Origin of the sequence: Sphingomonas antarctica, assembly GCF_965137005.1 — a bacterium.
Classification (GTDB): domain Bacteria; phylum Pseudomonadota; class Alphaproteobacteria; order Sphingomonadales; family Sphingomonadaceae; genus Sphingomonas_O; species Sphingomonas_O antarctica.
The window spans coordinates 306,461-328,187 of sequence record NZ_CBCRXM010000001.1; the positions used below are offsets into that span (position 1 = coordinate 306,461).

Here is a 21,727-nt window from a genome sequence, read left to right on the forward strand (position 1 = left end):
GGGCCCGAAGGCCGGCCGGTCTTGCGGGAGTCGGGGCGTAAGTTGCCTTACGTCCACGCCCCGCTGCGACTAGAATTTGAAGCCCGCCGCGACGCCATAACGACGCGGTTCGAGGGTGAAGGCGTTGGTGAACAGACCAGACGACTGATCGGTGACATACAGACCGGTGATCGCGTTGTTCTTGGTCAAATTCTGCACGAACGCCTTGACGAAGAACCGATCGTCCGGACCGTTCAGCTGGATCTGCGCATTGATGACTTCATAACCGGCGATGCGGTTGATATTCTTGTTGAAGATGCTCGCATAATATCCGCCGGTGTAGGTCAGGTCGATCCGCGGAACGAGGCTCCAGGTTCCGAAGTCCGCCGTATACTGGATTCCCGCCGAGAATTTATAGTGCGGCGATTGCGGCAGTTCGTTGCCCTTGACGTTCGTCGTGACGCCTTCCTGCAGCACCGTGACGCCCGCCGCCGGGTTGGCGGCATTGGCCGTCAGGACCGAGCACAGGCTGAACGCGCCGGTGGTGTTCGTGCCGGGAATGGCCGTCGGCGCGCGCAGGCCCAGGCCCGCATTGACCGCGCCGACGAAACCGTTCGACGCCGCCGCGTTGCCGCTGTTGGAGATAACGGCGCAGTTATTGCCGAATTGAAGATCCTTGATGATCACCGCATCGGCGCGGCCACCCGAAGGATCCTGCGTATTGGCAAAGAGTTTGTCGGACTTGATCTTGGTGTGGAGGTAGCTGGCGTTGAGATTTACCAGCACCGAGCGGGAGGGTTTGATAATGCCCTCCGCTTCGAGCCCATAGATGTTGGCGTCAACGTTATCGTTTACGGCGGTGCGCGCGACGATGCGGCTCAGCTGGAGCGACTTGTACTGATACATGAACGCGGTGAGGTTGAAGCGGAACGTGCCGTCGAGGAACGTGTTCTTCGAACCGATTTCATAGGCGTTGACCGTTTCCGGGCCGAAGCCGGTGGCAACCGTGAACACCGGGGTCAGCGGCGGATTGATGCCGCCCGACTTATACCCGCGCGAATAGGAGGCGTAGATCAGGTTGTGCGGCGTGATCTGCCAGTCGAGCACCGCACGACCGGTCCCGCGACCGAACTTCACGTCGTTGACCGCCAGCGGCTGAATACCCGCTTTGGCCGGATCGGCGTCATAATTGGCATATTGTGGCGATGTGTAGAAATTCGTCGTGCCATAGGGCACCACAGTTCCGGTCAACAGCGTCGTTCGTGCCTCGACGTGCTTGTCATCGTGGTTGTAACGCGCGCCCACGGTGAGCTTCAGATTGTCCGAGAAGTTTACATAGGCTTCGCCGAAGATACCGTAAGACTTCAGCTCATAGAATGACGAGTTGTTACGATAAAACGGCGTTGCGGAGAAGCCGGTGCCGCCACCGAACAAGGCGGACGCATAGTCGAGGTTGAACGAGTTGACGTAATAGTCGTTGTCCTTGACCTGATAGTCCAGATAACCCGCGCCGACGAGGAAGTTGAACATTCCGTCGAACTTCGTGCTGACGATCGCTTCGCCATGATATTGTTTACCATAGCCGGTCGACCGGTCGAAATCGAGGCTCTGCGGAGCGCAGATGCTGTGGCCGCCATAGACGCCGGTGCCGGTCGGCTCCGCGAGCGACTGGCACGGCATGCCCGTGCCCTTCGCCAATAGCGCGTTGCGCGCCGCCAGGAAGCCCGCGCCGAGTGCGCCCGATCCGGCGACCGCGTTAAACGCGTTGAGACCCGGGTTGGCGGCCAGCGACCCCTCGATCGCCAGGTTGTAGTCGACGGTCGAGTCGGTGAAACCCTTGGTATACCCACCGTCGATCTTCAAAGTCGCGGCGCCGAAATTCTGCGAGAAGTTGACCAGGATCTGCTTTTCCTGGGTGCGGAATTGCGGCAGCGAGTCGATATTCACGGTGCGCAGATCGGCCGGATTATTGAAATTCGCATAGGTGTCCGGGCCGTACACGCTGCCCAGGGCGAAGGGCGCGAGCGGTGCCGCGGCGATCCGCAGGAATTCGGTGCTGGTCAGCGTCGCCGCGAAGCTGGCATTGCCGTTGAGCGTGTCGAAACCGAGGCGGTCGGGCAAGCAACCCAGCACACCGGTCGGGTCGCGATGGCACAGTTGCTTCTGAATGCGCGAGCGATCGTCGCTTTCGTGGAAATAATGCCCGACGATGTCGAGCGTCGTGTCGGGGCTCGGCTGCCAGCGGATCGACGCGCGGACGTCATATTGATCGCGGCCGTCGATCTGGCTGTTGGTGGCGACGTTGTGCGTGAAGCCGTCGCGTTTCAGGTAATAGCCGGCGACGCGAATACCGATCGTATCGGTGACCGGCAGGTTGAACATGCCCTTGATACGATAGCTGTTGTAATTGCCGTACTCACCCTCGACCGAGGCATGGATGCCCGAGAGGTCGGGCTTGGCGGTGATGAAGTTGATCACGCCGCCCGTAGCGTTACGGCCGAACAGAGTACCCTGCGGCCCGCGCAGCACTTCGACGCGCTCCAGATCGAAATATTCGTTCTGGAAGATCGGCGAGGCGATGATCGGCACGTCGTTGACGTGGATCGCGGTCGCCGCGTCGCAGGTGACGCCCACGCACAAATCGCCGATGCCGCGAATGTTGAAGCTGGACGACGAGGTGAAGTTGCCCTTGGTGAACGTCACGTTGGGCAGGGTCAGTTGAAGATCGGATGTCGTGTTGATCTGCTGCGCCTTCAGCGCTTCGGCACTGAACGCCGAAATCGCGATCGGCACGGTCTGCAGCGTTTCGGACTGACGCTGGGCGGTCACGACGATGTCGGCAATGCCGTTATCGGCGACGTTCGCCGCTTCTCCCGAAGGCGCGCCCGACGTTTCGGTCGCGGCCTGGGCAAATGCGGCTTGCGCCGTCAACAAAGCAATCGCGGACGCGCCGATAAGGTGCAGCTTGCGCATGGTCATCCCTCCCTTTGGCGATGCTGTGTTCGCATCGTTTCTGGAGCGATTCTTGGCCCCATGCGGGACTCGCGTCAACACGTCTGTCAGCAAGGCTGTGGCACATATGTCTCAAACCGGCTTGCCGTAGCGTCACGGGGCGGGGCTTGGCAGCGCCGCCCGGCGGCCTAGACTAAGCGCATGGCCCAAATCGACCTGATCCCCGACGGCGAATCGACCAAGATTCCCGTGCCGCAAGACGTGACCGATGCGATCCGCACGCTGATCCGGTGGGCGGGCGACGATCCCGACCGCGAAGGGCTGCTCGATACGCCGAAACGCGTCGGGCGTGCCTGGAAGGAATATTGCCAGGGCTATGACGAGGATCCGTCGATCCATTTGTCGCGGACCTTCGCGGAGGTCGGCGGTTACGACGATGTCGTGTTGCTGAAGGACATTCCGTTCCAGTCGCATTGCGAACATCACATGGCGCCGATCATCGGCAAGGCGGCGATCGCCTATCTGCCGACCGATCGTGTCGTCGGCATTTCGAAACTGGCGCGCGTGCTACAGGGATTTGCCCGGCGGCTGCAGGTGCAGGAACGGCTGACCGCGCAAGTCGCCGACTGCATCTGGGACCATCTGCGGCCGCAAGGCGTGGCGGTGGTGATCGAAGCGAGCCATGCGTGCATGTCGGCGCGCGGGGTGCGCACGCCCGGCGTGGCGATGACGACCAGCCGGATGATGGGGGTGTTCCGCGACGACGAACGGTCGCGGCGGGAAGTGTTGGCGTTGATGGGGTACTAAGGCCCGTCCGACCACCGGCGCAGCAGGTTGGACAACACCGCCTGCAATCGCGTGTAATTCGCGAACTCCATTTTCAGGCCCTCGAGCGCCGCGACTTCGTGCAGTTCGTACAGCATGTCGCGCTTGAGCGGGTCCGACACGAAGCTCTGGATAAAGGTGAGCGCGACGAGCCGCGCGCCGCGCGTGACCGGCTCCACTTCATGCAACGTCGTCGAGGGATAGACGATCGCGGTGCCGGCGGGCTCCTTGAAGGTCAGGGTGCCACTGCCCAAGGTCACGCGCAACGCGCCGCCGTCATAGCTGTCGGGATCGCTGAGAAACACGGTGCACGACACATCGGCGCGGATCAGGCCGCGCGGCAGCTGCATCAGCGCGGTGTCCGCGTGCAGCCCGTAATTCATCCCGACATCGTAACGGGAAAGCATCGCGGGCGCGATCGCCTTGGGATAGACGCTGTGGCGAAAATCATCGTTGGCGAGGATCGCTGCGCGGACGATTTCGGCCGTGCGCGCCTGCGCCGGTCCGTCGTGCAGCTGAAGGTTGTTCTTGACCGTCGAATGCGGGTTGGTGATCCGCCCGTCGACGAACTGATGCGCCGCCGCAATGGCCCGCAATTCGGCGATTTCGGGTTCGGCGAGCAACGGGATCAGGCGAAACATCGTTTGCCGCCTATCGCCTCACCACGCCGGGGCCAAGAGGCCGCTGCCATCCCCTCCCGCTGGAGCGAGAGGGGACAGGCAGATATCAGGCTTCGCTCGCCTCGGCCGCGGGGGCAGCCGGTGCGTCGCTGGCGATTTCGCCCGGTTCGGCATTCGGGTTGTACGCCTCGGTAAAGCCGGCCTCGTCCTTTTCGAACATCTGGGCCATCACGTCGACGCCCTGCGATTGCAGGTCGGCTTCTTCGGGGCTGCGTGCCACGTTGACCTTGACGCTGATCGCGACTTCGGGGTGCAGCTGGACGCGCACGTCGTGCACGCCGATCGCCTTGATCGGATTGGGCAACAGCACCTGGCTCTTGGTCACATGAGCGCCATCGGCTTCGAGTGCCTCGACGATGTCGCGCACCGCGACCGAGCCGTACAGCTGGCCGGTGCTCGACGCCTGACGGATCAGGGTCACCGACTTGCCGTCGATCGACTTGGACGCGGTTTCGGCGTCCTTTTTGCGATCTTCGTTGTCGGCGACGATCTTTGCCTTGTTCGCTTCGAACACTTTCAGGTTCGCGGCGTTGGAGCGGAGCGCCTTTTTGTTGGGCAACAGGAAATTGCGTGCGAAACCGGTCTTCACGGTGACGACGTCACCGATCTTGCCAAGCTTTTCGACGCGTTCGAGCAGGATCACTTCCATGTCTGTAATCCTTACTTAACGACGTAGGGGAGGAGGCCGAGGTGGCGCGCGCGCTTGATCGCGGTGGCGAGCTCACGCTGTTTCGGCGCGGAGACGGCGGTGATACGCGACGGGACGATCTTGCCGCGTTCGGAGACGAAGCCCTGAAGCAGGCGGACGTCCTTGTAATCGATCTTCGGCGCATCCTTGGCCCCGAACGGGCAGGATTTGCGGCGGCGGAAAAAGGCGCGGGCCATGTCTGTCTAACTCCTCAAGCCGCCATCGGCGTGAAATCGTCGCGGTCGCGACGGGGACGCTCACCGCGCTCGGCGCGTTCGCGCTCGCGGCTTTCGTTACGGCGCATCATCGCCGACGGACCGGCTTCGTGGCCGTCGACCTTGATGGTCATGTAACGAATGACGTCTTCGTTGATCTGGGTCTGGCGCTCCAGCTCGGCGACGACGGCGCCGGGCGCGTCGAATTCGAGCATGACGTAATGCGCCTTGCGGTTCTTGGCGATGCGGTAAGCGAGGCTGCGCAGGCCCCAGGTCTCGGTCTTGACGATCTTGCCGCCGCCGGTTTCGACAATTTGTGTGGCCGTCGCTGCCAGCGCGTCGACCTGGGCCTGAGCCAGATCCTGACGCGCGAGAAACACGTGCTCGTATAGAGCCATCTCGCTGTCCTTCCTGCCGATCGCTGACGCCGCACCATGCGGAAACGCCCCTCCGGCCTTCTTCAAGGTTGCGGCCCGTAGCGGGGAGGGGCGCGAAACGCAAGCGCGGCGCGAATTCACTTTCCTACACACGGCACGCCGATGCATGCTCGCATCAAGACGATTCGCTCCATCGACGGAACGCCGGTCTTCCGGATTCATGATCGAAAGGAGACATGAATCGGCATGAATCGCCATGAATCAATGGCGGTGTGGGGATGGGAGATTGGCCATGAGACGGATTATTTTGACGGCTGGCATGCTCGCTGTGGCGGTCCCGCTGACGGCGAAGACAATGTATATGTCACCCTATGCCGAAGTGCTGGCCAACCCGGCGCGTCCGGCGGACGATCGCGCCAAGGATGCCGCGCGCAAGCCCGAAGTGGTGCTGCAGTTCATGGGCGTAAAGCCCGGCCAGCATATCGGCGATTTCGTCACCGGCGGCGGCTATTTCAGCCGCATCCTCGCCAGCGCAGTCGGGCCGAAGGGCAAGGTCTATGCGTTTCAACCCGCCGAGTTCATCAAGTTCAAGCCGAGCTATGCGGATGCCCCCAACGGCATCCATGCGGCGTTCCCGAATGCCGACCCGGTCATCAGCCCGTTCGATGCACCGGCCTTTCCCGAAAAGCTGGATGCCATCGTCACGATCCAGAATTTTCACGATCTGTACCTGAAGCCGTGGCCCGCGGGCGAAGGCGACCGCGCGGCGGCGGCGTTGTTCGCGGCGCTGAAACCCGGCGGCGTGCTGGTCGTCGTCGACCATGCGGCGGTCGCGGGCAGCGGCACGACCGCTTCGGACAGCCTCCACCGCATCGATCCGGCGGCAGTCATCGCGGCACTGACCAAGGCAGGTTTCAAGCTGGAGGCCAAGGACATGACGACCTTCGCTAACGTCGCCGACCCGCACACCGCCAGCGTGTTCGCGCCCGAAATTCGCGGGAAGACCGATCAGTTCATGTTGCGGTTTCGGAAGGGGAAATGAAGCTTCTCGCCCTGCTCGTCGCGTTGCTTTGGCTAGCGGCGTGCAGCGAGCAAACTTTCATCGATAAGCTGGCCACAAGTCAGGAACAGCAGACCGTCAAGCAACTGGTCCAAGCGGCGCGCGCCGGGGATGTTCCGGCAGTCGACCGGTATTCGCAGCCAGCTTTGTCACCACAGGTGCCCAAGCTGGTGGCGGCGGTGCGGCCTGTGCTCCGGCTAGTTCCCGGCGACTTCAAGATCGTCGGCCTGAACGTCTTTAAGATGAGCGGCGAGCTCACGCGCAAGAACTACACGCTGATCGGCGGCGCGGGCGACAAATGGGCGAGCGTCACCGTGGTGATGCTCGGCACCGATGCCGAGATGGATATGGCCGGTTTTTGGGTCCAAGCGTGGAACAGCGATCCGCTGGCGGCCAATGATTTTTCGAACGGGCAGGCGGGCGGATTTGGCTATTTCGTTCTGGCAATAGCGGTTATTAGTTTTGTGACGTGCGTTACCGCCGTGACACTGATCTGGCGACGCAAATGGTTGAAAAAGCGCTGGCTGTAGACCTTGGGCAGCTTGATCGGCGTAACCAGCTTCTCTCTAAACTGGACAACTGGGATCTGGTTCTTTCAGCCGATTTTCGCCTTGTTGTTCGCCGCTGGCGCTCTTCGTCCCAACTATGGTCCGTGGAATATCAGCTTTGGCGTTCCGGTTGTCGCCATCATTGTCATAATCAAGTGGATCAGAACCGGGCGGCATGCGCTTGCGGCAGACCGCACCGATGAGGGCATCGAAGCGATCGCCTGATCACTCCGCCGCTAGCGCCATTGGCTCTCGTTGTGGTCCACGGATCAGGCGGCCGGGGTGGGTGCCGAGGTACTTGCCATTCCGAAACGTTACCTCGCCGGATTTGATCGTCGCGACATAGCCTTCGGCTTTTTGGAGCAGGCGCTTGCCGCCAGCGGGGAGGTCGAAGGCGAGCCAGGGCTTGCCGAGCTTGATCGCGGCCATGTCGATGACGTTAATGTCGGCGAGGTAGCCGGGCGCGAGGAGGCCGCGGTCGTCCATGCCGTAAAGCACGGCGGTGTCGCGGCACTGGCGTTTGATCGCGTGTTCGATCGGCACGCGGCCGCGCGCGCGGTCGCGCACCCAATGCTGGAGCATGAAGGTCGGCGAGGCTCCATCGCAAATCGTGCCGCAATGCGCGCCGCCGTCGCTGAGCGAATTGACGGTATCGTCCGCGCGCTGCAGCGTTTCGAGGAAGTCGAGATTGCCGTCGGCGTAATTGAGGATCGGGAAGTAGATGAAGCCCTTTCCCTCGTCCTTCATCAGCAAGTCGTAGGCATATTCGTCGCCCGCCACGCCGGCGGCGGCGGCGCGTGCCATGATGCTGGCGCCGGCGGGCGGCTCATAATCGAAATCGGGATCCATCTCGAACTGGATGAACCAGCCGCCGGCGACGATCTTCAGCAGGTCGAGCACGTCGCTTTCGGGCCAGACATTGTCTTCGGACAGCATTCGCGCCTTGAACGAGGGGTCCTGCAAATGCGAGAGCTGCTCGGCCCAGGGCAGTGCTTCGATGCTGGTCCAGGCCGGTTTGAAGCGGAACGGGTGCACCGTGCCCTGCCACGCCATGATAATGCCGGTGCCGCGCAACGCGATCTGCGCGACGATGTTCGCGCCCTTCGCATTTTCGGCGCGCATCGTCGCGATCTGTTCGTCGAGCGGCAATTCCTTGGCGATCGATTGCAGCGCGGCAAAGGTCACGGGCAGGCCGGTTTCGCGGCTGAGCTCGCCCATCCACTCGAACTCGTTCCATTCGCGCTTCAGGTCGGATGCCATTTCGAACACGCCTTGCCCGGCGCGGCCCATAGCGCGGCCGATGCCGATCAGTTCTTCCTTGGTCGCGGTCGTGCCGGGGACCAGTTCGCCGTCGATCGATTTGTGCAGGATAGTGCGCGACGTCGAGAAGCCGAGAGCTCCGGCGCGAAGGCCTTCTTCGACGATTGCCGACATGCGCGCGATGTCGGTTTCGGTCGGCGCCTCGTTCCTCGCGCCGCGATCACCCATGACATAGGCGCGCACCGCGCCGTGCGGCACATGCGTCGCGACATCGATGGTCCGCGGCAGTTCGTCGAGCGCATCGAGATATTGCGGAAAGGTCTCCCAATTCCACTTCATCCCCTCCGCCAGCGCGGTGCCGGGAATGTCCTCGACGCCCTCCATCAATTCGATCAGCCATTGATGGCGGTCGGGCGCGGCGGGCGCGAAGCCGACGCCGCAATTGCCCATGACGACGGTGGTGACGCCGTGCCATGACGATGGGGCCATTTCCTGGTCCCAGGTCGCCTGGCCATCGTAATGCGTGTGGATATCGACAAAGCCGGGGGCGACGATCTTGCCGTTCGCGTCGATCTCCTCGCGGCCATTGGCGGTGACGTTGCCGATCCGGGTGATCGTGCTTCCATCGATGGCAATGTCGCCAGTGAACGGCGCGCCGCCCGAGCCATCGACGATGGTGCCGCCGCGAATGACGAGGTCGTGCATCGGATATCCTCTCTCGTTTTGACGGCAGCTTGCACCGGTTTGCGCGTTCCGCCTAGTGCCCGCGACAAAGGAGAGTTTCGATGCGTGCATTCATCTTCCCGGGGCAGGGGAGCCAGGCGGTGGGCATGGGATCGGCGCTGGCCGATGCCAGTGCGGCGGCGCGGGCGGTGTTTCAGGAAGTCGACGATGCGCTGGGGCAGAATTTGTCGAGGCTGATGCGCGAGGGGCCGGACGACCAATTGATGCTCACCGAAAATGCCCAGCCGGCGATCATGGCCAATGCGATCGCGGTGTTGCGCGTGCTTGAAGCGGGGGGCGTGCGGTTGGCGGACAAGTCCGATTTCGTGGCCGGGCATTCGCTGGGCGAATATACCGCCTTGTGTGCGGCGGAGGCGTTCGACCTGGCGACGACTGCGCGGCTGTTGAAGGTCCGTGGTGAAGCGATGCAGGCGGCGGTGCCGGTCGGTGAGGGCGCCATGGCAGTGCTGCTGGGTCTCGATTTCGACGCGGCGGCAGCAGTGGCTGCGGAGGCCGCCGATGGCGAAGTCTGTCAGGCGGCGAACGACAATGGCGGCGGGCAGGTGGTCATTTCAGGCCATGCCGGGGCCGTCGCGCGGGCGATGGAACTGGCCAAGGAACGTGGGGCCAAGCGCGCGCTGCCGCTGGCGGTGAGCGCGCCGTTCCATTGTTCGCTAATGGCGCCGGCGGCGGACGTGATGGATGCGGCGCTGGCGGCGGTGGCGATGCAGGGGCCGCTGGTGCCGGTCTACGCCAACGTCACCGCCGCGCCGGTGACCGATCCGGACGACATCAGGCGGCTGTTGGTGCAGCAAGTCACGGGCACGGTCCGCTGGCGCGAAAGCGTCGAGGCAATGTGGACGGCGGGCGTGACCGAGGTCGTCGAATTCGGCGGCAAGGTTTTAAGCCCGATGGTCAAGCGCATCGCCCCCGACATGGTGACGCGCAGCGTGGTCTCGATGGACGATGTCGAAGCGCTGGCGAAGGAGATTTGAGCATGTTCGATCTGACCGGGATGACTGCGTTGGTAACTGGTGCGAGCGGCGGGATCGGATCGTCGGTGGCGCGGGCTCTGGCGGCGCAGGGCGCGCGAGTGGCGCTTTCGGGGACGCGGGCTGATAAATTGGCCGAGGCGGCGCAGGGGATGGAGGGCGCGGTGACTTTGCCGTGCGATTTGTCAGACCCGGCAGCGGTCGATGCACTGGTGCCGCAGGCGGTCGAGGCGTTGGGCGGCAAGCTCGATATCCTCGTCAACAATGCCGGGGTGACGCGCGACAATCTGTTGATGCGGATGAAGGACGAGGAGTGGGCGGCGGTGATCGGCGTCAACTTGGAGGCCGCGTTCCGTCTGATGCGCGCCGCCGCCAAGCCGATGATGAAGGCGCGGTTCGGGAGGATCATCTCGGTGACCAGCGTGGTCGGCACCACCGGCAATCCGGGGCAGGCCAATTACGCCGCGTCGAAGGGCGGCCTGGTCGCGATGACCAAATCTGTGGCGCAGGAACTGGCGAGCCGCGGCGTGACCGCCAATTGCGTCGCACCCGGGTTCATCGCCACCGCGATGACCGAAGGGCTGCCCGACGCGCAGAAGGACGCGCTCAACGCGCGCATTCCGGCGGGCGCGATGGGCACCGGCGACGATATCGCCGCCGCCGTCGTCTATCTCGCGAGCCGCGAGGCGGGGTACGTCACGGGGCAAACGCTGCACGTGAATGGTGGCATGGCGATGCTGTGAACCGTGCTTATGCCTAAGTCTTGAAACTGTAACGGGCGCGCAACTCGCCTGTCATCTGCGATGGTTAACGGCGCGATAATCCGCGCGACCCCCCGCGCGGTTGCAAAGGGGAAATCATGCGTCACGTCATACTGTCCGCCGCCATCGCGGCGAGCCTGTCCGCGACCGCCGCCCACGCCGATGTCCGCCTGCTGGCGATCGGTGATTTCAAGAATACCGCCGATCGTTCGGGCCTGACGGGCAATCTGGAGAACGGACTGGCGGCGAATGTGTTTGGCGGGATCGGTTCGGCGCTGGCTTATGCTGGCGGCACCACGTTCCTGTTCGCGCCCGACCGCGGTCCCAATGCGACGCCGTGGAACTCCGCAGTCGACGACACCACGTCGTATATCTCGCGCTTCCATACGGTCGACCTGACCCTGAAGGCATCGACGAGCGGCGCGTTGCCCTTTTCGCTCACGCCGGTGCTTCAGGGGACGACCTTGCTGTCGAGCCCGACCGCGCTGACCTACGCCGCCGGTGCCGCGCCCGCGCAGAATACCAGCGGCAAATATTATTTCAGCGGGCGATCGGACAATTTCGGCGCGGGCCTGTCGACCAATCCAGCCAATGCGCGCTTTGACCCCGAGGGCCTGCGTGTGTCCAATGACGGCAACAGCGTGTTCGTGTCCGACGAATATGGCCCCTATGTCCGCCAATTCGATCGCCGCTCGGGCGAGTTGATCCGCACCTACGCGCTGCCCGGCAATCTGGCGATCAGCAATCTGTCATCGAAAGGCGACACCGAAATCGCCAACAATCCCACGGGTCGCGTCGCCAATAAGGGTATGGAAGGGCTGGCCATCACCCCCGATGGCAAGACTCTGGTCGGCATCATGCAGGCACCGCTGGCGCAGGATGCTTCGGTCAATGCGACCAAGAAGATGGTCCGCATCGTGACCATCGACATCGCCACCGGCGCGACGCACGAATATGGTTACAAATTGACCAACGGTTCGGGCGTCAGCGAAATTACGGCGATCAACGATCATGAATTCCTGGTCGACGAGCGTGACGGCAAGGGGCTGGGCGATGGCAGCGCCGCTGCGGTCAAGCAGTTGTTCCGCATCGACCTGAGCGGTGCGACCGACATCACCAACCTGAACGGTGCCGCCGCGGCAAACGCGTCGGTCGGCAAGACGTTGTTCCTCGATCTGGTGCCCAGCCTGTCGGCGGCATTGGGCGGCAACACGCAAGTGCCATCGAAGATCGAGGGCTTCACCTTTGGTCAGGATGTCGTGCTGAACGGTGAGACATATCACACGCTGTTCATCGGCAACGACAACGACTTTGTGCCCGCTTCGGCCGGACCGAGCCGCGTGTTCGTTTACGGGTTCAAGGACGGCGACCTGCCCGGGCTGACGGCGCAATCGGTCGCCGCGATCCCCGAGCCCGACGTGTGGGCAATGCTGCTCATGGGCTTCGGCATGGCGGGCACGGCACTGCGCAAGCGGGCCCGCCGACTGACCCGGGTCTGATCAATTCGGGGCGGGAGCGAGGGTTCCCGCCCCGAATTCTATTTCAGGTAATCCGCCATGCTGGCGGTATCGACGACTTTATAAGGCACGCCGCGGCGACCGAGGAACAGGCGTTCCATCTCGCTGCGGGTGAAGGGGCGGCTGCCGAGGCGGCCGAACACCGCAATCTGGCCGCCGGTTTCATCGACGGCTCGGTCGCGGTCGAGGCCCTTGCTCAGCGCCAGCGCGGGTGACGGCGTCTTCGCCCAGGCGATCAGTTCGGGCATCGGCGCGGGCGAGAAGCCGTAGAAATTGGGCTGGCTGGCGGGGCTGGTCAGCTGGATGACCTTGAGGCCGTTCTTGCCGTCCGCGACATAGGCGAACAGCGAGGCGTTGGTGCTGCCGACGATCACGTCGCGGGCATCGTTCATTTTTCCGCCGAATGTTTCCTTGCGGTAGATCACGGGGGTCATCGGCTTGGTGACATTGACGATCACCAGCCCTTCGGCACCGCCCGCGACATAGGCATAGGTCCGCGCGATATAGACGCGGTGCGCATCGGCGAGGGCGACATCACCCGAAGGCCGCGCCTGTGGGTGGGTCAGGTCGGTGACGTCGAACAGCTTCAAGCCCTGTTGCGTCGTCACCCACAGATAGCGGAACTGCACTGCGGTCGCGCGGGCATCGTCGAGCGGAATGTTCGCGGTCAGCACCGGCTTCAACGGGTCGTCGAGGTCGATCACCGCCAAGCCATGCGGCGTGGTGACATAGGCGATGTGCCCGGCGAGCGTGATGTGCCGCGCCCCGGTCAGCACGCCGCCCGGGTTCCACGTCAGCGCGCGCGTGAGCCGGTTGTTGCGGAACTCGCCATCGGCCAGCGTATCGACATTGGCGAGGATCAGCCCCTCCACCGCGTCGGTGATCACGGCATAGTGATAGATCGGATGGAATGCCTGTTCCTGATTGGCATCGCGCATTGCCTGGGTGTTGCGCGTCGGCGCGATCGGCTGGTCGGTCGGCAGCGCCATGCAGGTGGCATTGGGGCTGGCGATGTGCAGATCCTGGCCCAGTTTCGAAAATGGTGCACTGACGATCGGGTTCGAGAAGCCTTTGTTGGCGATCGAGGCGACGTCGTAAGCGCGGAAACCGCCGCGCCCTTCGGCGACGAACATATATTCGCCGCGGAGCTGCAGGCAATTCGCCGCGTCGCTGGTGCCCTGAACGACGTTGCGGAACAGTTCCGGCGCGTTGGTTTCGCCTGACAAATGCTTGTCGAGCACCGTGCCGCGCTGCCAGTCGATCAGCTCGCGATCATGCGCGAGATGCTGTTTGTAATAATCGGGATAGGCCCAGCGCTGGAGGTACGAGCCGATGACCGCCTGCGGTTCCTCCCATTCGGTGACGCGGATCGCTTCGAACCCGCCTGCCAGGCCGGTCCAGGCGTTCATCCCGACGAAATTCACGAAATTGGTGCCGAGCAGCATCAGCTGCGACATGATCGCGTTATTGTCCTCCGCAGCGGAGAGGTGGCAGTCAGAACAGGTCTTTGTCTCGGTCGTGCGCACGGTGTGCGGGAAATGCGGCGCAAAAGCTTGTGACGAGAAGCCGATCGCGGAGATCGGCGGCTGTTGAATGTAGATCCGTTCACGATTGACGTTGGTCGAACTGAGCACCAGCGCTGAAGTCGAACGGACGGGCGCGATGATGTTGCCCTTGGTCGTCTGGTGGCGCCCAAGCTGGAACATGTCGTCGCGCGCGACCTGGGGGTTGTAACTCGCCCAGTTGCGCGTTTCCTCACCGCCATATTTGTGACTGGTGGTTTTCCAGTTGGCCTCGATCGGCAGATGGCAGCCGCCGCACGACGTCGTCCACGACAAGTGACAGGTGAAGCAGGTCATCTTGTCGTCGCCGTGCGCGCGCGCGGACGCCGGGACGCCCGGCCCCCATTGCATGCGATCGGACAAGCCCATCAGCTTGGCGCGTGCCGCCTTGATGTTGAAACCGGAATAGGTCGGATCGACCGAGTCCTTGACCAGATGGACGCGCCATTCGAGCTTCGGATCGCTGGCCGAGCGTTGCACGAGGACCTGCCGCCCGCTGTCGTCGGTCGACCATTCGAAGCGGCGCTGGCCATCGGGATTGCGCGCCAGCGTCAGATTGGTGCCGCCGGGAGGCGCGGCGGGGCCGCTGGTCAATAGCGTCGGCAGTTTATCGGCGGTGCCGTGGCAATCCTTGCACCCGATTTCGACCGCATTGGCGACTTCGGTCATGATCAGGCCGTTGCCGTGATTGTCCTGCGCGAAGTGGCAGTCGGCGCACTGCATGCCCTTTTCGGCATGGATATCCATCATATGGACGGTCTTGCCGGGGTTGGTGCCGACGGGGACGAACTTGCCTTCGCCATTCTTGCGCCATTTCTCGGGATCGTCGGGGCTGACGATCTTGCCCTCCGCATCGAGCAGATTGCCCTCGCGGTCGCGTTTGAAAATCGCGCGGAAATTCCAGCCATGGCCGTGATAATCGGCGAACTGCGTGTCCTTCAGCCCCGGATTCTTGTCATAGGTGTTGCGGAGCACGTCGAGGTCCGCCCACGGCGCGTGCGTCGCGGCCATTTCGGGGTTCCGGTCGAGCACCCGGCGGCGCATTTCCGCAGTCGGATAGGCCTGCTTGTCGCCCCACATGGCCGGCGCGTCGGATTCATAATCCCACATCGTGTAGCCGAGGAACGAGTTCAGGAAGATGTTCGGCTGATGCATGTGACAGGTCATGCACTGGCTGGTCGGAATCGCGCGGGTGAAGGCGTGTTCGACCGGATGGCCCTTTTCCTTTTGCCCGGGTTCGCGCGTGGCATCGCCATTGACCGCGACGCTGCCGAACACGTCGTGATGATCGGGCGGGCCTTCGAGCTTGTCCTTGATCGTCGGATCGATCGTCGCGGTTTGCCCGTCGCGGCCGTATTTCGCCCAGACCGAGGAATGGCGCGGCTCGCGGTCGTTGGCATAGACCACATGGCACGACGCGCAGCCCGATGAGCGGTAATCGCCCGGTTGGTCGTTGGTGCCAAGGAACCAGGTGAACGGGTCGTTCAACCGCGTCTTGTGGATGTTGAGAACCGGGATGGCCACGCGCAGGCCCGTACCCGGACCGCGATTGCTCTGCTTCAGATCGGGGCGGCCGGGCTCTTCCAGCCGCTGAATGCTGCCGGTCGAATTGGGAATGCCGACCTCGGCAAAGCCCGTGCTGATATTGCGCCCGCCACGTTCGAAGACGCGGAAAATGTCGGCGGGCGGAACGACGTGCCACGTGGGCAGCGGGTAGAGCGCGGGGAGGGCGCCGCGCGCTTTCTGTTCGGGCGTGACGGTGCCGGGCGGATCGCCGGGGCTGACGATCTTCGCCGGTTCGCCTTCGCGGGTATAGGCCTCGCCGAAGACGTAATTCTTGAACGGCACGATGCCGTTATTGTAGCTCGCGCCGCCCCACAGCATCGCGCCCGACGCCATGATCGAGCGTTCGGCCGCCTGGATCACCTCCATGTGGCACGCGCCGCAGCTTTCGCGCGCGACACGGTAATCGGAGGGGTTCACGAACCGGACGAACTCGGGCGATTCCTTGTTGAGCAAGGTATAACTGGCACGCGGATTGGCGGACGACGGCCAGTTCCACGCCTTGGGAAAGCGCGGCATGACGTGCGCGCGGGACAGCGTGGCGCGATAGGCAGGGTCGTCGGGCTTCAGGCGGCGGTCGGCGAGGGTGACGGTCGCGTCGCCACCGTGGCAGTCGGCGCAACCGAGCACGACCGCGTCCGATTTGTGCATCGACAGCGCGTCGGTCGCCGTGTGGCAGCTGAGACAGCCGGCGGATTTGCTCTGCGCTTCCTCGGCCGTCTGCGTCGCCGGCGCGGGGGGCGTGACGGGATAGTGGCGCATTACCGGTTTTTCCGCGTCGGATGCGAGACTGACGGCCGGAATTGCGAGCAGCAACGCGACGAGAGCGAGCAGACGGCGCATCAATAGCTCACGATGGCGTTGAACAGGACGCTGTAATAGCGGCCATCGCGGCGGCTGTTGGTGAACAGGTCCTTGAAGCCTTTGGACGGTTGCAGCACCGCGCCCGACAGGCGGAACACGACGTTCTGGATCGCCTTGGGCCGGACGATGGCGGCGAGGCTGGCATCATAGCCGATCGAGCGCGGGATGCTGCCTTCCGATCGCAGCGCCTGAAGCGTCGCGGTGTTTTCGAACCACAAATGGTTGAGGTTGCCCGACAAGCGGAATTTGGGCGTGACATCGGCGTCGAAGCCGACCCCGGCGAGGATCGTGCCGGGATTGTTGAAGTTCGACTGACCCTGTTCCTTCGACGACCGCAGCGAGTTCAGGATGCCGTTGCGCCCGTTGATGCCGATGGCGCGCCCGCCGCCCGCGAACGGGATCGACTGGCGGATCCAGTAGCTGGTGTCTGCACCCGCGAAGACCGGGTTTTCGAAGATCGCGTCGAACCCGGTTTCACGATTGTCGTACGGGTTCTTGTCGCCAGTCGCGTACAATGCCGAGGCGCGCAGGCGAACCCAGTCGAGATCGATCGACGGCTCTACCGCTGCAAAGAAGGCGCGGACTTCGGTGGCCCGCGAAGTGAAGAAGCTGTTCCGATCCTCGCCGAACGCGCCGTAAAAGCTGCCGGTCAGGTTGATGCGGCCGATATGCCCATCCATCGAATAGCCGACATAAACGATGTCGTAATCGCGTCCGCGCAAGTCGCCGAGCAAAGCGGGGCGGACGGGAAAGCCGTTGGTATCGACCTCAATCCGGCCGCCCTCGCGGTTGAGGTTGTAGGTCAGCGAAACCTCGCTGGTCAGCCCGACGACCGGGAAATCCTGGCGGTATGCATTCGCCGCAAAGACATAATCGTCGCGCGGTCGTTTGGTCACGCTGTTCAGGCCCGAATTGGTATCCTTTTCGAGGCGGCGGAACGCGGCGAGGTTATACTGCCAGCGATTGTCGTCGCGATTGCCGAACAGGCGAATGCCGAGCTGCGAATCCTGGAACAGGAAGCCGCGGAAATCCTGCTGGAACGGCTGGATGCCGATGCGGATGGAATCGAAATCGTAGCGCGCCGACGTGTTGCGGATGTGGTAATCGATAAACGCTTCCTGCACGCCGAAAAACTGGTCGTAGCGGGTGTTCTTGCGCGACGGACGGACGTTAAGGATGCGCCGTTCGGGCACGTCGGCATAGTTGATCTGGTAAGCCAGCTGGACCTTATATTCGATCTCCGGCGGCTTGTACGCGGTCGAGCCTTTGAACAGATCGAACCCGGCGAGGAAGGTCTGCGCGGCGACGAAGCTCTGGCTGCGCCCGAACACGTCTAGGCTGCCGGGGCGGCTGGTCGTCTGGACGCCGACGGGGATGGGGAAACTGCGCGGTTCGATCACGGTATCGGACGCCAGATTGACCACCAGGAACCAGTCGTCGTGGTGGAGCAGGCCGGGCGTCGCACAGCGCGCGATGCCGGCGAGTTTGCGGCGTTCGTTCTCTTCCTTGGTGGCGATGCAAAGCGGGCGATCGCCCTTCAGCACATTCTGATGATAGGGATCGCGGATCGTGTGGCCGACCGGGCCGCACAAGCCGCGCGTCGTCGGATCGCCCGCCAGCGTGCCGCACAACGTCTTCATCAGACGCCAGCGATCGGGGACGGCATAGTCGTAACTGTCGGGCGGGAAGGCTTCGGGCGGCGGCGCCTGGATCGCGCCCTTATTGTCCTGCGTCACCTTGTCGGGCAGCGGCAGGTTGAAGCCGGGGCGGCGGCGGCCGTCGATGATTGCGTCGTCCGGCGTCGTTTCCGGGGGTGCGGCTTCAGGTGGCGCGGCATCGACCGGCACCGGCACGGCGGGCATCATCGCAGCGGGCGTCGTCGCGGTTTGGGCGGCGAGGAGCAACGCGAACACTCAGCGCCCCTCGCACACATTCTGGTCGCTGGTGTCGAGGAACGGCGCGAACGGGCAGGAGATGTAGCGCAGCCGCACCCCGGGTGAGCCCGGCAGCGCGATGACGATCTGGTCCGCCCGGATCGCCACGGGTGCGTTACCGAGCCCGGTCCCCAGCTTCGTCCCGGCATTCGACGTGCCGAGGAAGCCGATCATGTCGTCCTGATCGATACCGTCGCCCGACACGCCGATCGCGCCGATCAACGTGCTGCCGCGATAGATTGGCACCGAGCCGGGGAAAATCTGGATGCCGTTGCCGAGACGGGGCGTGGAGGTGCAGCGCAGCGACGACCGGCTGTTCAACGCATCGGCGAGGTTGAGCGCGATCAACGCCGATTGCAGCCCCGTCGAGAACGGATTGAACCCTTCGATCGAGCGCGAGAAGGGGCCATTCGGCCTGCCGACCTCGCCATCGGGGAAATAAGGCCGATGCAGATTGCCGTTGGCGCGGTCGGTAAAAGCGTATTTCCCGGTCAGCGCCGTTGGCCCAAGAAATGCACGCGCGGCATTGGCGTAGAACTGAACCTCGGTCCGCGGATCGGCGTCGAGCACGGCCCCCGCCGTGGCACTGGAGAAGAACACGGCGGTGCGCGCCTTTTGCAGCGAGACGTCGCTGCCGAAGATCCCCGCATCCGGGGCGCGAACGATGCCCAGCACCGCGCCATTGGTGTCGACCAGGCTGATCGAGACCTGGGCACGGCTATCGACGGGGCGGCGGATCTGGCCCCGCGCCCGGCTCATGATCGTGAAGGCTTCCTCGAGTAAAGTGCGGGCTTCGGTGGCGGTGATCAACCCATCGGTGCCAGCGCGGATCGGAAAGCGAGGATTGCCGGCGCCATCGGTGAAGATGAACGCATCGGGGTTCGAGAATTCGGATGCAGTTGCAGCGCGGACGCCAGAGGATTCGGTGCCGTAAATCGCGCCCGCGCTGACGACCGCGGACGAATAGCCGCTGAGCGCGACTAACGCGCCGGGCAGGCTGGCAAACGCCGGTGGCGTCGCCGGATTGCTCTTCAGCACGGCGCGCGTCGCGTCGCTGTACCGCAGCGATGTGCCGTCGATCGTGATCCGGTCGGCGGTGACGATGGTCGGTGCGTCGAACCCGATCGTCCCGGCCAGCGCGATGGCCTCGTCATCGCTGGCATCGACGTCGAGGATATCGGGATCGAAATCATAGAGGCCGTCGGACATCACGCCGATGCCGCCGACCAGTGTGCCGTTCTTGTACAGCGGAAACCCGCCGGCATCCGCGGCAAGGCCCAGCGGCGCGCGTTTGGGACCGATCAGCGGCGCACCGGTCCCGAACCGCGTATTGAAATCCGAGCACGGCAGTTGCGAGAACTGGACACCGTACAGCGGGCCGCTTTCCAGTCCGACCGTGTTCGGCGCGGGCGGGAAATGCTGCTGGACGATCTGGCTGGCGGTGCGCGTCGAAAAGGCGTTCTGGTCCGACGACAGATAAGTGCCGGTCACCGCCTTGGAAATCGCGCCGAATTCCTGCGATGCCGACAGTCCCTGAGCATCGAAATTCTGGCCGTTGGGCGCATCGGCGATGTGCATGCTGGATCGCGCCCCGGTCATGCGGAACAGCGCGAGGACGTTGCCGACGCGATCGACCACCGCGATGACCGCGGGCTTGCCGCGCGCCGAGGCTTCTGCCGAAGCCTGCGCGACGATTTGCGACACCTCGACCGTCGTCAAGCCGACGCGCGCGGGCGGCGTGTACAGTGCCGTCGTCGGTGCCGGAGACGGCGCGGCGGGCGACGTGCTGGTGTCCGGCGTCCCGCCACCACCGCATGACGCGAGGACGAACGCCAGCGTCGTCAATGAAGCAATGGCGCGTTTCACCGCAGCGACCGGATGCCACGGATCGCGCTGCCCAAAGCCTGGCGGTATTCGAGCGGCTTGTACGCATTGGGATCGCGGACCGCGGCGTATGCGCGGTTGATGTCGCCGCGCACCGCAGCAGCGTTGGCCGCGCTGACCGACCCCTGTGCCACCAGCCCCCCAAGCAACGTGTCCATCGCCATCACCGCCTGGGTGCTGCCGGCATAATCGGTGAAGCGCGGGGCGATGGCTTCGCTGCCTATCGCGTCGAGCATGGCGAACGTCTGCTGGCGCGAGAAGGCGGTGCCGTTGAACGTGGCGGCAAGCGTCTGGGCCGAGGTGCGCAACCTGGCGGCGGCGGCGATCGCTTGTGGACGGCCCTGCGCCATCGCGGCGTGGAACGCGCGGCTGTCTGCATCGAACCGCTGCGCCAGTTCGGGCGCGGCAATGCGCGCGGCCGCCGAGAGCATGATCATGTTTTCGTCATTGAACGGCGGGCTGCCCGGCGGGAGCGGTCGGCCGGGATTGGCCAGCACGGTCGGCGAGAAGCTGGCGCCATCGCGGATCGCGCGGTGGCAGCTGTGGCAATCGTAGAAGGTGAATTGCGGGAACGCGCCATCCTGTCCCAGCGATCCGACGAACAGGCCCAGCGCGCGATCGACCGCCATCGCCTGGCCAACCGCCCAGACACGCACATTGTTGGTGCGGCCTTTGCGAGCGGCATAATCGCCGTCCTCGTTCCAATGCTGTTGCAGGGTCGAGAACAGGTCGAGCTCGAAACTGATGCGCGGGTGTCCCGCGGCCATCATGCGATGCGTGACGAACTGTCCGCCGTCCGCCGATCCGAAATGGCAATCGAGGCACACCGCCGCCTTGGCCATCGGCCGGTCGAGCGGGACCATGCCGCGCGCGACATTGGCGCTGTGTGTGCCGCCGACGGCATAGTGGCTCGCGAGCCAGTTTTGCGCGCCGCCGTGGCACGCTTCGCAGCCCACGCCGTCGCTCAGGTGGAATTGCCCGCCGCGCTTGCCCGGGTCGGAATGACACCCGAGACATTCGGTCGCGGCCTGCGGATTGCCGAGGCCGAGGCGTGCCGCGATCTGTCGACCGCGCGCATTGCCGAGCACGCCGAAGGCGCGACTATGCGCCCCCCCCGAAGCCGAAGGTTCCTGCCAGCGCAGAATCTCGTCCTGACGCACCACCTTGCCATCGGCATATTGGCGACCGTGGCAGGTCGTCCCGCCGCAGCTGGCGACGCCGAGATGCGTCGCGTCGTTGGGGAGGGCGGCACGGCTGGGGCCGGTCAATGCGATCAGCAACGCGATTCCTGCCAGCGCGAGGCACAAAAATGCCCCCGCCAGACCGGCTCGCTTCTTGTTCAT

17 protein-coding genes are annotated in these 21,727 nt (G+C 64.0%); 7 read left to right on the top strand and 10 right to left on the bottom strand.

Annotation, left to right across the window (positions count from 1 at the left end; translation table 11 throughout):
• Positions 1-69: 69 nt before the first annotated feature.
• The gene (locus tag ACM9ME_RS01645; RefSeq protein ID WP_415641663.1) at positions 70-2,952 is read right to left on the bottom strand and encodes a TonB-dependent receptor; all 2,883 of its coding nucleotides are present in this window, start codon (positions 2,950-2,952) and stop codon (positions 70-72) included.
• Between the two features lie 180 nt (positions 2,953-3,132).
• On the opposite strand from ACM9ME_RS01645, the gene folE reads away from it, so the two are divergent.
• Entirely contained in the window at positions 3,133-3,738 is a 606-nt protein-coding gene (gene folE / locus ACM9ME_RS01650) for a GTP cyclohydrolase I FolE (protein ID WP_415641664.1), read from the top strand.
• On the opposite strand, the gene ACM9ME_RS01655 is transcribed toward folE, so the two are convergent.
• From ACM9ME_RS01655 to rpsF, 4 genes are all read right to left on the bottom strand, one after another.
• A complete protein-coding gene (locus ACM9ME_RS01655) occupies positions 3,735-4,397 on the bottom strand; it encodes a Fe2+-dependent dioxygenase (protein ID WP_415641665.1) in 663 nt (220 codons plus the stop codon). The two genes, folE and ACM9ME_RS01655, sit on opposite strands and share 4 nt — an antisense overlap.
• An 85-nt stretch (positions 4,398-4,482) precedes the next feature.
• Positions 4,483-5,085 (bottom strand): 50S ribosomal protein L9, encoded by a 603-nt coding sequence (gene rplI, locus ACM9ME_RS01660; protein ID WP_415641666.1) that lies wholly within the window; start codon positions 5,083-5,085, stop codon positions 4,483-4,485.
• An 11-nt stretch (positions 5,086-5,096) separates the two neighbouring features.
• Complete coding sequence (gene rpsR / locus ACM9ME_RS01665; protein WP_415641667.1) at positions 5,097-5,321, bottom strand: 30S ribosomal protein S18; 225 nt, start codon at positions 5,319-5,321, stop codon at positions 5,097-5,099.
• A gap of 14 nt (positions 5,322-5,335) precedes the next feature.
• Positions 5,336-5,737 carry a 30S ribosomal protein S6 gene (gene rpsF / locus ACM9ME_RS01670; protein WP_415641668.1) on the bottom strand — a complete coding sequence of 134 codons (402 nt, stop codon included), beginning with the start codon at positions 5,735-5,737 and terminating at the stop codon, positions 5,336-5,338.
• 271 nt (positions 5,738-6,008) lie between these two features.
• Here rpsF and ACM9ME_RS01675 point away from each other — a divergent pair, with 271 nt between their 5' ends.
• Genes ACM9ME_RS01675 through ACM9ME_RS01685 form a run of 3 tightly spaced genes read left to right on the top strand, consistent with a single transcriptional unit; the run spans position 6,009 to position 7,549 of the window.
• A complete protein-coding gene (locus tag ACM9ME_RS01675; RefSeq protein ID WP_415641669.1) occupies positions 6,009-6,758 on the top strand; it encodes a class I SAM-dependent methyltransferase in 750 nt (249 codons plus the stop codon).
• A complete protein-coding gene (locus ACM9ME_RS01680; protein ID WP_415641670.1) occupies positions 6,755-7,306 on the top strand; it encodes a hypothetical protein in 552 nt (183 codons plus the stop codon). Before ACM9ME_RS01675 ends, ACM9ME_RS01680 begins: the two co-directional genes overlap by 4 nt.
• Before the next feature lie 3 nt (positions 7,307-7,309).
• Positions 7,310-7,549: a hypothetical protein gene (locus ACM9ME_RS01685; protein WP_415641671.1), complete on the top strand. Its 240-nt coding sequence runs from the start codon at positions 7,310-7,312 to the stop codon at positions 7,547-7,549.
• Here the strand turns inward: ACM9ME_RS01685 and ACM9ME_RS01690 are convergent, their stop codons facing one another.
• The gene (locus ACM9ME_RS01690; RefSeq protein WP_415641672.1) at positions 7,550-9,289 is read right to left on the bottom strand and encodes an N-acyl-D-amino-acid deacylase family protein; all 1,740 of its coding nucleotides are present in this window, start codon (positions 9,287-9,289) and stop codon (positions 7,550-7,552) included. It lies immediately after the preceding gene.
• 80 nt (positions 9,290-9,369) lie between these two features.
• On the opposite strand from ACM9ME_RS01690, the gene fabD reads away from it, so the two are divergent.
• From fabD to ACM9ME_RS01705, 3 genes are all read left to right on the top strand, one after another.
• Positions 9,370-10,302 carry an ACP S-malonyltransferase gene (gene fabD, locus ACM9ME_RS01695; RefSeq protein ID WP_415641673.1) on the top strand — a complete coding sequence of 311 codons (933 nt, stop codon included), beginning with the start codon at positions 9,370-9,372 and terminating at the stop codon, positions 10,300-10,302.
• A gap of 2 nt (positions 10,303-10,304) precedes the next feature.
• Positions 10,305-11,042, top strand: a complete 738-nt coding sequence (gene fabG, locus ACM9ME_RS01700) for a 3-oxoacyl-[acyl-carrier-protein] reductase (protein ID WP_415641674.1) — start codon at positions 10,305-10,307, stop codon at positions 11,040-11,042.
• 116 nt (positions 11,043-11,158) lie between these two features.
• Positions 11,159-12,559, top strand: coding sequence for an esterase-like activity of phytase family protein (locus ACM9ME_RS01705; RefSeq protein WP_415641675.1), 1,401 nt, complete (start codon positions 11,159-11,161; stop codon positions 12,557-12,559).
• Between the two features lie 38 nt (positions 12,560-12,597).
• Here the strand turns inward: ACM9ME_RS01705 and ACM9ME_RS01710 are convergent, their stop codons facing one another.
• The 4 genes from ACM9ME_RS01710 to ACM9ME_RS01725 are packed head-to-tail and all read right to left on the bottom strand — an operon-like array spanning position 12,598 to position 21,727.
• A complete protein-coding gene (locus tag ACM9ME_RS01710; protein ID WP_415641676.1) occupies positions 12,598-16,545 on the bottom strand; it encodes a multiheme c-type cytochrome in 3,948 nt (1,315 codons plus the stop codon).
• On the bottom strand, positions 16,545-18,431 hold the full coding sequence (locus tag ACM9ME_RS01715) for a hypothetical protein (RefSeq protein WP_415641758.1): 1,887 nt from the start codon (positions 18,429-18,431) through the stop codon (positions 16,545-16,547). Before ACM9ME_RS01715 ends, ACM9ME_RS01710 begins: the two co-directional genes overlap by 1 nt.
• A 48-nt stretch (positions 18,432-18,479) precedes the next feature.
• Positions 18,480-20,366: a heme-binding protein gene (locus tag ACM9ME_RS01720; RefSeq protein WP_415641677.1), complete on the bottom strand. Its 1,887-nt coding sequence runs from the start codon at positions 20,364-20,366 to the stop codon at positions 18,480-18,482.
• Positions 20,363-21,727 carry a multiheme c-type cytochrome gene (locus ACM9ME_RS01725; RefSeq protein ID WP_415641678.1) on the bottom strand — a complete coding sequence of 455 codons (1,365 nt, stop codon included), beginning with the start codon at positions 21,725-21,727 and terminating at the stop codon, positions 20,363-20,365. The genes ACM9ME_RS01720 and ACM9ME_RS01725 overlap by 4 nt, the downstream gene beginning before the upstream one ends.

Coding starts and splice junctions, on each gene's coding strand:
- ACM9ME_RS01645 (WP_415641663.1), bottom strand. CDS start 2,952: ATGCGCAAGCTGCACCTTATCGGCGCGTCCGCGATTGCTTTGTTGACG.
- folE (WP_415641664.1), top strand. CDS start 3,133: ATGGCCCAAATCGACCTGATCCCCGACGGCGAATCGACCAAGATTCCC.
- ACM9ME_RS01655 (WP_415641665.1), bottom strand. CDS start 4,397: ATGTTTCGCCTGATCCCGTTGCTCGCCGAACCCGAAATCGCCGAATTG.
- rplI (WP_415641666.1), bottom strand. CDS start 5,085: ATGGAAGTGATCCTGCTCGAACGCGTCGAAAAGCTTGGCAAGATCGGT.
- rpsR (WP_415641667.1), bottom strand. CDS start 5,321: ATGGCCCGCGCCTTTTTCCGCCGCCGCAAATCCTGCCCGTTCGGGGCC.
- rpsF (WP_415641668.1), bottom strand. CDS start 5,737: ATGGCTCTATACGAGCACGTGTTTCTCGCGCGTCAGGATCTGGCTCAG.
- ACM9ME_RS01675 (WP_415641669.1), top strand. CDS start 6,009: ATGAGACGGATTATTTTGACGGCTGGCATGCTCGCTGTGGCGGTCCCG.
- ACM9ME_RS01680 (WP_415641670.1), top strand. CDS start 6,755: ATGAAGCTTCTCGCCCTGCTCGTCGCGTTGCTTTGGCTAGCGGCGTGC.
- ACM9ME_RS01690 (WP_415641672.1), bottom strand. CDS start 9,289: ATGCACGACCTCGTCATTCGCGGCGGCACCATCGTCGATGGCTCGGGC.
- fabD (WP_415641673.1), top strand. CDS start 9,370: ATGCGTGCATTCATCTTCCCGGGGCAGGGGAGCCAGGCGGTGGGCATG.
- fabG (WP_415641674.1), top strand. CDS start 10,305: ATGTTCGATCTGACCGGGATGACTGCGTTGGTAACTGGTGCGAGCGGC.
- ACM9ME_RS01705 (WP_415641675.1), top strand. CDS start 11,159: ATGCGTCACGTCATACTGTCCGCCGCCATCGCGGCGAGCCTGTCCGCG.
- ACM9ME_RS01710 (WP_415641676.1), bottom strand. CDS start 16,545: ATGCGCCGTCTGCTCGCTCTCGTCGCGTTGCTGCTCGCAATTCCGGCC.
- ACM9ME_RS01715 (WP_415641758.1), bottom strand. CDS start 18,431: ATGATGCCCGCCGTGCCGGTGCCGGTCGATGCCGCGCCACCTGAAGCC.
- ACM9ME_RS01725 (WP_415641678.1), bottom strand. CDS start 21,727: ATGAACAAGAAGCGAGCCGGTCTGGCGGGGGCATTTTTGTGCCTCGCG.